Genomic DNA, 11763 nt, shown 5'->3' with positions numbered 1-11763 from the left:
AGCTGGCAATAGGAATCGAACCTACAACCTGCTGATTACAAGTCAGCTGCTCTACCGTTGAGCCATGCCAGCGGATTTATCTTGATTCTTTACAGAACCGACAATGATTAGTATAAGGGGATAAGTAATAAGTTTCAACTCTTAAAATACCTCATTTACAGATATTATTACACTTAAACTCCTATTTTCTATATTTTTCTCCTTATTAGTCTATTATTTGATTTTTTCAAACTTTCTTTTAAACCTATACACTAATATGATTTTCTATTTTTTCTATATCTATATAAGGACTGAGAATTTTTTTAACTTCTTCATAATCACTTGCTTTTAATCTATTTTTTAATATTTTAACTATATCTTTAGCTCCATCAACTTCATCTCCATTATCTAATATATCTTTGATTTGTGCATAATCAAAATTAGATAATTTACTTGCATAATAAAGCAATTTTGCTTTGTTAGATACAGAAATTTTCTTCTCTATTGTATTTTTATCCACCTTAAAAATCATACTTGCCGTCAAAGCCTCTTCTTCTTTTTTATCAGGTTTATTATAATTATTTTTAGAATTATCTATATATGAATCTTCATACTCATTACCTTCAACTTTAATTAATGGGTCACTATTTTCAGCTTTACCTTTGTCGTCCGCTTTGTTTTCCTTTTCTAATTTATCATTTTTTACACTAGTACTATTTTCATTATTTGCTTTATCCGCAACTTGTTTCTTAGATGTATTATTTTTAACTTGTACGCTTTGTTCTGTTGATTTTTTAGGATTACTTGGATATAAGATGAAGACTACACTTATAATTGTTGCTAATATAACTAATATTGTTAAAATTTTTTTATTCATTTTATCACCTCTCTACTATTAACCTTTATTGCCATTATTTATCATTTTTATACTTTTGATATTATAATTTTTTATTATATATAATAACGTTCTTTTTGCTTGCATATATAATAAAGTACTGTTTATACATCAAGTAGAAAGGATGGTTTTTTTGAATAAAGTTAAAGTAAATTATAAAGAAAATATGGCCTATTACGAAATAGCTTACTTCTTGAGAGACTATATAAAAGACAATACTGTAATAGTCTGTATAGGAACTGATAAATGTATAGGAGATTCTCTTGGACCACTAGTAGGTACATTACTAAAAGAAACTCTAATACCATTACCAATTTACGGAACTTTATCTTCACCTATCCACGCATTAAATATAGATAAAAAATTAGTTGAGATTAATAAAAATCATCCTAATTCTTTAATAATAGGCATAGATGCTTGTCTAGGAGATATTAATTCAATAGGTGAAATTCATGTTAGAGATTATGCTATACATCCTGGAAAGGGTGTTGGAAAAACCCTTCCTGATGTAGGTAATGCCTCAATTATAGGAATTGTTGATTCAAGTAGCGCTACCGAAATTTTTTCTAATAGAACTATACGACTTTCTTTAATAATGGATATGAGTAAATCTATTGTTAAAGGAATAGTTCACTCTTACTATTTGAGTGATATAAAAAAACTTTCTATATAAAAAAGTGGCTACGCCACTTCGCTAGGGAACCCTATGGTTCCCTTCGACGACACTACGTGTCTGAGCACCCTCCTTAAGAGGCAGGGAACACAACTTCCCCTGCACCCCTTGCATTTTTTATTGCATAGAAAAAATATGCTTTCCTATGCAATAAAAAATAAAATGCTACTAAAAATATAGAATTTTTAGTAGCATTTTATTTTTATAAATACTCTATTTATCTGAGATTAAAAACTCACCATGTCCTTTTTCTAAAGACGTTAATGCTTTTCCAGATCCTAAAACAACACAATCTACTGAATTATCAGCTACATTAACTTTTACTCCAGTTTCTATCTCAATTAATTTATCGAATCCATAAAGCAAGGCCCCTCCACCAGTCATTAATATTCCTTTATCTATTATATCTGCCGCTAACTCAGGTGGGGTTTTTTCTAATACATCTCGAATTTTATCTATTATTAATCTTACTGGTTCTTCTAATGCCTTTGTAAGTTCTTCAGTAGTTACTTCTATGTTATCTGGCAATCCAGTAATTAAATTTCTTCCTTTTACTATAGCCGTAACATTTCTTGAGCCTCTTAGTGCTGATCCAGCAGTTATCTTAAGCTCTTCTGCTGATTTTTCTCCAATCATAAGCTTGTATTTACTTCTTATAAATCTTATTATAGATTCATCAAACTTATCTCCAGCAACCTTAATTGACGCTCTTACAACTACACCATTTAGAGATATAATTGCTATATCAGTGGTTCCTCCACCAATATCGATAACCATTGTTCCATTTGGTTTTGAAATATCTAATCCAGCCCCTATTGCAGCTGCAAGTGGTTCTTCTATTAAAAATACGGACTTAGCTCCTGAATTTTTAGCAGCATCTACTACTGCTCTTTTTTCAACTTCAGTTGATTGTGATGGTACACATACCATAACTTTTGGGGCGGAAATTTTTCTTTTGCCGCAGCTTTTTTGAATAAAATGTTTTAACATTTTTTCAGTAATATCGTAATCAGATATTACGCCATCTCTCAATGGACGTACTGCAACGATATTCCCTGGGGTACGGCCAATCATTTTTCTTGCTTCTTCTCCTACAGCTAGTACCTTATTTGAATTTTTATCTACCGCTACTACTGAAGGTTCTTTTAAAATAATTCCTTTTCCCGCCATATAAACTAACACAGTAGCTGTACCTAAATCTATGGCTAAGTCGTTTCCCATCTTCCAAAACCACATTTTATATTCACTCCTATAATGATAAAATTCGAAAATATTTAAAGTTTTTCAACAATATTCTCCTTTTTATATTATAATATGGAATAATGAATCTATTCAATAGCCTTGTACTTTAATTTTGTAGCTTTTCCACCTCTAATATGTCTTTCAGCTTTATTTAAATCTAAAATATATTTTGCTTCCTGTGCTATAGATGGGTTAATTTTAGGTAATCTTTCAGTCATATCTTTATGAATAGTACTTTTGCTAACACCAAAAACCTTTGCAGTTTTTCTAATTGTAGCTTTTGAATCTATTATATACTGAGCAACCTCTAGTACCCTTTCTTCAATATAGTCTTTCAAAGCTGGATCCTCCTCATTTAGTTATATTAGTTAATATTTATTTAATGTTTTTAGAAATCAGCCATTTTATAAAATGACTGATTTCAATTATATAAATCAATTATTGTGTCTTAAGTGTAAAATATTTTAATGGATCAACTTGTTCACCCTTTGAATCTACCATTTGGAATTTCAAATGTTCTCCAACATCTTTATTAGTAAATTTCTTAGCTGTATTTCCAACTTTACCGATAACAGCTCCTTGAGTAACTTTTTGATCCTTTTTAACTTTGATATTTGAATCTAAGTTTGCATATTTACTCTTCATACCATTAGTATGTTTTATAACAACATACCATCCACTTAAATCACCATCTTCTTCTCCAACTTCTTCAACAACTCCTTCAGCTACAGCTACAACATCAGTTCCAACTTTTGCTGAAATATCGATTCCTTTTATACTTTCATAATTATTGGTATCAACTTTTACCATCTCAATACCATATGAAAACTTTCTTAATAATGTACCATCTAAAGGTTTATTAAATTTAACAGTATTTGTATTTGAAACGGTGGTTGATTTTTGTGTTGTGTTTTGAGAAGTTTTATTAGCATCTTTATTGTTGTCTGATTTTTCTTCATTTGACTTATCATTAGTATTTTTAACCTGATCAGCGTTATCAATTACATTGTTTCCACTAGAATCATTTATATTAATTGGTAAGTCATCCGAACTATCCGCTACAGGTGGAGTTAAATCCGCTTTAGCTTTTCTTACTGAAATTGCTGCTGCACTAGCTACCACACATAGGCACAAAAATAAAATTACGTAAAAACTCTCCTTTCTAAGTAAGTTTTTTAATTTTTCAAATCTGTTCTTTTTATCCATTAGTTATGAACACCTCCATTTGGTAGTCTGTCCTTTATAAACTAAAAAAATACAATTTTTCCATTACTTTTTTCTATTTTCTTTCGACATTTTTTACATACTTTATAATAAAAAAGAAGTTATATATGAATTAAAAAATCTAATTCATATATAACTTCTAAAATATTTTAATTTAGGTTAATTTCCTTTATATCTTTTATTTCTACCCCTTGATAATAATGCTTAAGTATCTCTTCACTTTTAGTGCCAGCTTTAGCCATTACATTTGCTCCTCTTTGACTCATTCCTACCCCATGACCATAACCAATACACTCGATATTTACCTTTCCGTTAGCTACCTTAATAGTAAAATTAGCTGACTTTAGGTTTAATAATGTCCTAAATTCAGTTCCTTTTATCTTAGCTCCTCCTAATTTAACTTCTGCAACAGATCCCCCAGGATTTTTGCTTAATATACTTACTGAACCATTTAGATTTGAGGCACTTAACTTCGCTTCTTTATATTTATTGTTAACCAACTTAACAAACTCTTCTACAGTTAATTCTTTATTAGATTTATAGCTTTTTGAATCTTCTTCTCCAGGAGAATCTACAGATTTTAAATAAGGTACATCAGATGCAAATACGGAAGCTGAATCTTCTGTCTTACCCCAGCTTGTTGAAAAAAACTGTGGATATAAAACTAGCTTACCTTCATAACTTAATACTTTTCCTTTAGTTTCTTGTACCGCCTGTTGAAACTTCTTCCAATAATTTTCTTCCTCCTCCTGAGATTTATCCCACATTCCCATTCTTTTCTCTTTACTAATATATACCTGGCAATGAACCGTATCGCATATATCAGCTCCATTAGCCTGCTCACAAGGAGTTACTATTCTTTTTAAAGCATAAGTTCTTGCAGCAATAGCTTGTGCCTTTAAAGCCTCTATTTCAAATTCTGCTGGCATTTCTGCAGCTATTACTCCCACTATATACTCTTCTAAATCCATCTCTTCATTTGAATTACTTTCAACATGATGAACTTTTATTTTTGAAAAGTCTTTATTATTAATATTATTATTTATGTTTCTATTTTCATCCTCTTTAATTGTAGTATCATCTTTATTCTTAGGAGTAGCAATTTCTCCATTTAGTACTATTATAGGAATTAATATCAAACATAATATAGAGGAAAAATATAATGCAACTTTTCTCATAATACCTGCATCAAAATTATATCTTTTCATAGCTATCACCTCATAATTAATTTACATAACTATATATACTCAGAAATATGAAAGCTATGACAAATAATAAAAAAATCAGCATAAGCTGATTTTTTTATTCATATATTCTCTCTATATCTGCACCTAACATTTTTAATTTTTCTTCAATATTAACGTACCCTCTATCTATATGATATACTTCGCTTATTTCTGTTTCTCCTTCTGCTACTAATCCTGCTAGTATCATTGCTGCTCCTGCTCTTAAATCTGTTGCTTTAACTCCTGCACCTGTTAATCTATCAACGCCTTCTATAATTGCTGTTCTACCATCAATTTTTATATTTGCTCCCATTCTTAGTAGTTCTTGGACATGCATAAATCTATTTTCAAAAACTGTTTCTGATATAATACTTGAACCTTTTGTGAGACTTAAAAGAGCCATCATCTGAGCTTGCATATCAGTAGGAAAACCTGGATATGGCAGAGTTTTTATATCTACTGGTCTTAATTCTCCTCTTCCATCAACTCTCATTTTCCCATTTACAAGTTCCATTATTACTCCACATTCTTTAAGTTTTTCAATAGTAGGTCTTAAATGCTCTTCATTAACTCCATTTATAGTTATTTCACTTTTAGTTATAGCTGCAGCAACCATAAACGTTCCTGCCTCTATCCTGTCAAATATAGGCTTATATACTACTGGTTTTAGAGAATTAACTCCTTCAATAGTTATTTTTCCCTGTCCAGCTCCATAAACCTTTGCTCCCATAGAATTTAAGAAATTTGCTAAATCCCATATTTCTGGTTCCTCAGCAGCATTTTCTATTATAGTGGTACCTTTAGCAAAAACCGCTGCCATCATTATATTTTCTGTTGCTCCTACAGAAGGAAAGTCTAAGTAAATTCGATTCCCTATAAGTTCTTTTGCCTTAGCTTCTACATATCCATGTCCTATGGATATTTCTGCGCCCAAAGCTTTTAATCCTTTTAAGTGAAGATCTATAGGTCTTGTTCCTATATTACATCCACCTGGATGCGATAACTTACAATAACCAAACTTAGTTATCATAGGTCCCATTATTAAAAATGATGCCCTCATTTTTTTTATTAGTTCACTATTTGCATTATTAGGAATTAAATTTTTTGTATTAATTTTTAATTCTCTTGTTATTTTATTTATTTCTACTTCAGCATTTAATTCTTTTAATACATTACATATAACATATACATCCTCTAAGAGTGGTGCCTCTTTTATTGTAATTTCATCTCCGCATAAAATACATGCTACTATTATTGGGAGCACAGAATTTTTTGCAGAACTAATATTAACTTCACCAGCTAAAGTATTTCCACCTTTTACTCTGATTTTTTCCATGTTATCCTCCATAAACTATTGTTAATATGTTGAAACTATTAATGGTTCGCCAATAACCATATAAGAGTTTTTTTCATATGTGCAAATAGCGAAGTTTATAGTACTATTAGCCAATTCTGCCTTCCCAGTATATCCATTATTAATTTTTAAAGATGTATAGCTCTTTATTCCTACTGCTTTCAGCTCCTTGTCTAATACTTCTTCTAAATCTCCTTGTATATCTATTCTTCCCTTAAGTTCTTTAAAATATCTCACATCATATGATACTTCCTCTAGGAGATGATTTATATTTTTTTTAACCTCTTCTAGATTTTCCTTTTTATTCTTTGTTGAATATATAATTCTAAAAGAATTTTCTTCATCATTATATACATCTACTTGAATATCATCTAATTCATTTAATATTTTATAAGAGAAAGAAGTAGTATTTTCTTCTAAAGATTTTTCTCCGTAAAATTCACTATTCATTTTGTTTTTTATTAAATCTTTAAAATCCTGGTTATTTAAATAACTTTTACCTTCAACTATTAAAGTTCTCTCAACATCCTTATAGTTCTCTAAAAACTTTCCTTCTAAACTTTGAAAACCTTGGCATTTTAAATTGTACAAATTTAAAAAAGTTAAGAGAGAAAAAAGGAAAAGTACAACCATTGCAAATTTTTTGTACTTCATTATACCCCCTACCTTTCCTCTTAATTATTGTCAAGGCAAAAAGCTTTTATTCACTTAGATATATTATTATTATATTAATTTTTTATTTTTTTGTGAATATTTTCCATATTGTACGCATAAAATAAAACCCTAACACTGCTAGGGTTTTATTTATTACAAATTATTTTTAATATCTATTCTAACTAGAGCTCTACTTAATGCCAGTTTAGCTCTTTTTTCATCAAATTTACTTGAATCTTTTATTCTATTTTCTGCTCTCATTTTGGCGTCCTCAGCTCTAGCAATATCTATTTCCTCTGGCCATTCACCTGATTCACAACAAAAAGTAAGCATGCCATCATTAAAAGTTACAACTCCACTTGATGTAAATAGTACTTTTTTATTTTCTGCTTCATCTACAAACTCAGTTTTATTTGGAACAGTTATAACTGTTATAGGTGTATGATTAGCGTATATCTCTATATTTCCATCATTAGTTGGAATTACAGTTTTACTTACCTCACCTTCAAATAATTCTCTATCGGGAGTTATAATTTTTAAAGTATATTTTTTAGACATAATATTCTCCCTTCATAAAACTACTATGAATTAGCAATCTTCTTACCTTTCTCTACAGCTTCTTCTATAGATCCAACAAAAAGGAATGCTGATTCTGGAATATCATCATGTTTTCCTTCAAGAATTTCTTTAAAACCTCTAACAGTTTCAGCTACAGGTACATACTTACCTTGAAATCCTGTAAATTGTTCAGCTACAGTGAAAGGTTGAGATAAGAATCTTTGTATTTTTCTTGCTCTAGAAACTATTTGTTTATCTTCTTCTGAAAGTTCATCTATACCTAAGATAGCTATTATATCTTGTAATTCTTTATATCTTTCAAGAATATGCTTAACCTTAGAAGCTACTTCATAATGCTCTTCACCAACTATTCTTGGGTCAAGTATTCTAGAACTTGACTCTAATGGGTTAACAGCTGGATAAATACCAAGTTCTGATATTTCTCTTGATAAAACTGTTGTTGCATCTAAGTGAGCAAATGTTGTCGCTGGAGCTGGATCCGTTAAATCATCCGCTGGAACATATACTGCTTGAACTGATGTTATAGAACCATTAGTTGTTGATGTGATTCTTTCTTGAAGAGCACCCATTTCTGTTGCTAATGTAGGTTGATATCCAACAGCTGATGGAATTCTTCCAAGTAAAGCTGATACTTCTGAACCAGCTTGAGTAAATCTAAATATATTATCAATAAACAATAATACATCTTGACCTTTATCTCTAAAATATTCTGCCATTGTAAGTCCTGTTAATGCTACTCTCATTCTAGCACCAGGTGGTTCATTCATTTGACCGAATACTAAAGCAGTCTTATTTATAACTCCTGAATCCATCATTTCATGATAAAGATCATTTCCTTCTCTTGATCTTTCTCCAACACCAGTAAACACTGAAAGTCCACCGTGTTGTTTAGCTATGTTGTTTATAAGTTCTTGTATAAGAACTGTTTTACCAACTCCAGCTCCTCCAAATAGACCTATTTTTCCACCTCTTTGGTATGGAGCAATTAAGTCTATTACCTTAATACCAGTTTCAAACATCTCTGGTTCAACAGATTGTTCTTGAAATGTTGGAGCAGGTCTATGAATTGGGTAGTACTTTTCAGCCTTTACCTCTTCCTTTTCATCCATAGGGCTACCTAGGACATTAAATAATCTACCTAAAACTTGTTCTCCTACAGGTACTGTTATAGCTTTACCAGTGTCTAAAGCGTCCATACCCCTTTTTAATCCTTCAGTAGCTTCCATCGCTATAGCTCTAACTATATCATCACCTATATGTTGTTCAACTTCAGCTACAACTTTATGTTCTCCCATACAAATTTCAATTGCATTATATATGTTTGGAAGAGCATCTGTATCAAATTTTATATCAATAACTGGTCCAATTACTTGAACTACTTTTCCGATAGTACCAGGCATTAGTATACCTCCTCACTATTTTTGAGCCTCAGCTCCACCAACTATTTCAGAAATTTCTTGAGTTATAGCGGTTTGTCTGATTCTATTATATTTAGTATTTAATGCATCTAATAAATCACTTGCATTATTAGTTGCTCCATCCATTGCAGTCATTCTAGCACTTTGCTCACTTGCCTTAGAATTAAGCATGCAATTTAATATATATGATTTCAAATAAATATCCAAAGTTCCTTCAACAACTTCTTCAATATTAGGTTCTGCTATAATGTTAGCTTTTTTACCTTCTATTTTATCCATTGGAAGTAGTTTAGCTTTTTTCATATTCTGTTTAACAGGGGAAATGAATTCAGCATATATTACATTTATTTCTGAAATACTTCCTTCTTTATAAAGTCTAATTGCATGTTCATAAATTATCTTAGCTTCCTTAACCGTTGGTACGTCTGGTATATCAACATATTCTGCTAATGTACTTTGATTATACCTCTTAAGATAAGATAATCCTTTTTGCCCTACAACCATAACCTCAGCATTTTCTGCATTTACGCTTTGAGTCATAAAATAGTTTACTATATTTCCGTTAAACCCTCCACATAATCCTGTATCAGATGCAATTAAAATATATAATGCAGGTCCCTGATTGTTGGCTTTAAAATAAATACTATTGTCATCTTCCTCTATAGAACTTATTAAACTTTCTGTTAAATCTTTTAAAGAATTAAAGTATTTATCATTAAAAGAAAGTTGTTTTCTTGTTTTTCTAAGTTTTGAAGTGGCAACAAGTCCCATGGCTTTTGTAATTTTCTTTGTATTAGTTATAGACTTAATTCTTCTTTTTATCTGGATAAGTCCCGCTCCTGCCATATATCCACCTCCTAAAAGATGGCATAGCTTTTGCTATGCACCTTATTTTATTAGGTTTTAATTCCTTCACTTATATCTAGGTATCAATTCCCTACACCTTATTATATTAGGCTTTAAATTCCTTACACCTTATTGTATAGGTTAAAATTTGCTGTTACGCATTTTGTAGAAACATCTTCTTAAATTCAAATATAGCTGATTCTAAACCAGTCTTAATTTCATCACTTAATACTTTTTGCTCTACTATAGCTTTTCCTATTTCTCTATGGTGCGTATCCATAAATTCTAAAAACTCTGATTCAAATTTCTTAATATCAGAAACTTTGATATCTGATAAGAAGTCATTAACTGCAGAATAAAGAATCATTATCTGCTTTTCAACATCCATAGGTTTATATTGAGCTTGTTTTAATATCTCTACTAATCTCTTACCTTTTTCTAATCTCATTTTAGCATCTTTATCTAAATCAGATCCAAATTGAGCAAAAGCTGCAAGTTCTCTGTATTGAGCTAGCTCTATTCTTAATGTTCCTGAAGCTTGCTTCATAGCTTTTATCTGAGCGTTACCACCAACTCTTGATACAGAAATACCTGCGTTAACAGCTGGTCTTTGACCTGCATAAAACAATTCTGACTCAAGGAATATCTGTCCATCAGTTATGGATATTACGTTTGTTGGTATATAAGCAGTAACGTCTCCTGCTAATGTTTCAATTATAGGAAGAGCTGTAAGTGATCCTGAACCATTCTTCTCTGAAAGCTTCGCAGCTCTTTCTAGAAGTCTTGAATGTATATAGAATACATCTCCTGGATAAGCTTCTCTTCCTGGTGGTCTCCTAAGTAATAATGACATTGTTCTATAAGCAACCGCATGTTTAGACAAATCATCATATATTATAAGAACATCTTTTCCTTTATTCATGAAGTATTCCCCCATAGAACATCCTGCATAAGGAGCAAGATATTGAAGAGGAGCACTATCAGAAGCTGTTGAAGTTACTACGATTGTGTAATCCATAGACCCCATTTCAGTAAGTGTGTTAACTATATGTGCAACTGTAGATTGTTTTTGACCAATAGCTACATATATACATATAACATCTTTGCCTCTTTGATTTATAATAGCATCTAAAGCTAATGCTGTTTTTCCAGTCTGTCTGTCTCCGATTATTAGCTCTCTTTGACCTTTACCTATAGGAATCATTGTATCTATAGCTTTTATTCCAGTTTGTAGAGGTTCATTAACTGAACTTCTATCAATTATACTTGGCGCTGGAACTTCTATTGGTCTAAAACCATCATTTTTAATAGGTCCTTTTCCATCTATAGCTACTCCTAAAGAGTTAACAACCCTGCCTACAAGTGCGTCTCCAACTGGTACCTCAACTATTTTTCCGGTTCTCTTTACAATGTCGCCTTCTTTTATTCCTTCTTCTGATCCTAAAAGAACACATCCAACATTGTCTTGTTCTAAGTTTAGTGCCATTCCATATATATTGTTAGGAAATTCTAAAAGCTCTCCTTCCATACAATCGTCAAGGCCATAAACTCTAGAAACACCGTCACCTATTTGAATTATAGTACCAGAATCCACTGTTTTTATTTGTTTTTCATATTTTTGAATTTCATTTTTTATAATGGATGTAATTTCTTCTGGTTTGATATTCATAGAC

General features: G+C 30.9%; 12 protein-coding genes and 1 tRNA gene. 1 reads left to right on the top strand and 12 read right to left on the bottom strand.

Annotated elements, in window-relative coordinates; all coding sequences use genetic code 11:
- Positions 1–72: transfer RNA gene (locus tag L1S49_RS15585), tRNA-Thr, on the bottom strand.
- 172 nt (positions 73–244) lie between these two features.
- On the bottom strand, positions 245–856 hold the full coding sequence (locus tag L1S49_RS15580) for a hypothetical protein (RefSeq protein ID WP_238906098.1): 612 nt from the start codon (positions 854–856) through the stop codon (positions 245–247).
- 151 nt (positions 857–1007) lie between these two features.
- On the opposite strand from L1S49_RS15580, the gene yyaC reads away from it, so the two are divergent.
- Entirely contained in the window at positions 1008–1547 is a 540-nt protein-coding gene (gene yyaC, locus L1S49_RS15575) for a spore protease YyaC (RefSeq protein ID WP_073022500.1), read from the top strand.
- 213 nt (positions 1548–1760) lie between these two features.
- Here yyaC and mreB read toward each other — a convergent pair whose 3' ends face one another.
- The 10 genes from mreB to atpA all read right to left on the bottom strand — a co-directional run bounded on the left by mreB (position 1761) and on the right by atpA (position 11759).
- On the bottom strand, positions 1761–2783 hold the full coding sequence (mreB, locus tag L1S49_RS15570) for a rod shape-determining protein MreB (RefSeq protein WP_021800491.1): 1023 nt from the start codon (positions 2781–2783) through the stop codon (positions 1761–1763).
- A gap of 92 nt (positions 2784–2875) precedes the next feature.
- Positions 2876–3127, bottom strand: coding sequence for a sporulation transcriptional regulator SpoIIID (gene spoIIID, locus L1S49_RS15565; RefSeq protein WP_021800490.1), 252 nt, complete (start codon positions 3125–3127; stop codon positions 2876–2878).
- A 100-nt stretch (positions 3128–3227) separates the two neighbouring features.
- On the bottom strand, positions 3228–3995 hold the full coding sequence (locus L1S49_RS15560; RefSeq protein ID WP_238906096.1) for a M23 family metallopeptidase: 768 nt from the start codon (positions 3993–3995) through the stop codon (positions 3228–3230).
- 167 nt (positions 3996–4162) lie between these two features.
- Positions 4163–5221, bottom strand: a complete 1059-nt coding sequence (spoIID, locus tag L1S49_RS15555; protein ID WP_238906089.1) for a stage II sporulation protein D — start codon at positions 5219–5221, stop codon at positions 4163–4165.
- A gap of 94 nt (positions 5222–5315) precedes the next feature.
- Positions 5316–6575, bottom strand: coding sequence for a UDP-N-acetylglucosamine 1-carboxyvinyltransferase (murA, locus tag L1S49_RS15550; protein ID WP_073022503.1), 1260 nt, complete (start codon positions 6573–6575; stop codon positions 5316–5318).
- Between the two features lie 21 nt (positions 6576–6596).
- The gene (locus L1S49_RS15545) at positions 6597–7247 is read right to left on the bottom strand and encodes a hypothetical protein (RefSeq protein WP_073022504.1); all 651 of its coding nucleotides are present in this window, start codon (positions 7245–7247) and stop codon (positions 6597–6599) included.
- Positions 7248–7400: 153 nt separating this feature from the next.
- Positions 7401–7805 carry an ATP synthase delta/epsilon chain alpha-helix domain-containing protein gene (locus L1S49_RS15540; RefSeq protein ID WP_238906087.1) on the bottom strand — a complete coding sequence of 135 codons (405 nt, stop codon included), beginning with the start codon at positions 7803–7805 and terminating at the stop codon, positions 7401–7403.
- A gap of 23 nt (positions 7806–7828) precedes the next feature.
- The gene (gene atpD, locus L1S49_RS15535; protein ID WP_073022506.1) at positions 7829–9226 is read right to left on the bottom strand and encodes a F0F1 ATP synthase subunit beta; all 1398 of its coding nucleotides are present in this window, start codon (positions 9224–9226) and stop codon (positions 7829–7831) included.
- Positions 9227–9241: 15 nt separating this feature from the next.
- Complete coding sequence (gene atpG, locus L1S49_RS15530; protein WP_073022507.1) at positions 9242–10090, bottom strand: ATP synthase F1 subunit gamma; 849 nt, start codon at positions 10088–10090, stop codon at positions 9242–9244.
- Positions 10091–10244: 154 nt separating this feature from the next.
- Entirely contained in the window at positions 10245–11759 is a 1515-nt protein-coding gene (gene atpA / locus L1S49_RS15525) for a F0F1 ATP synthase subunit alpha (RefSeq protein ID WP_238906085.1), read from the bottom strand.
- Positions 11760–11763 lie beyond the last annotated feature (4 nt).

This window comes from Clostridium sp. YIM B02506 (assembly GCF_022324845.1).
Taxonomy (GTDB): domain Bacteria; phylum Bacillota; class Clostridia; order Clostridiales; family Clostridiaceae; genus Clostridium_T; species Clostridium_T intestinale.
The sequence above is the reverse complement of the archived record's forward strand: the minus strand, read 5'-3'. Positions and strand labels throughout refer to the sequence as shown.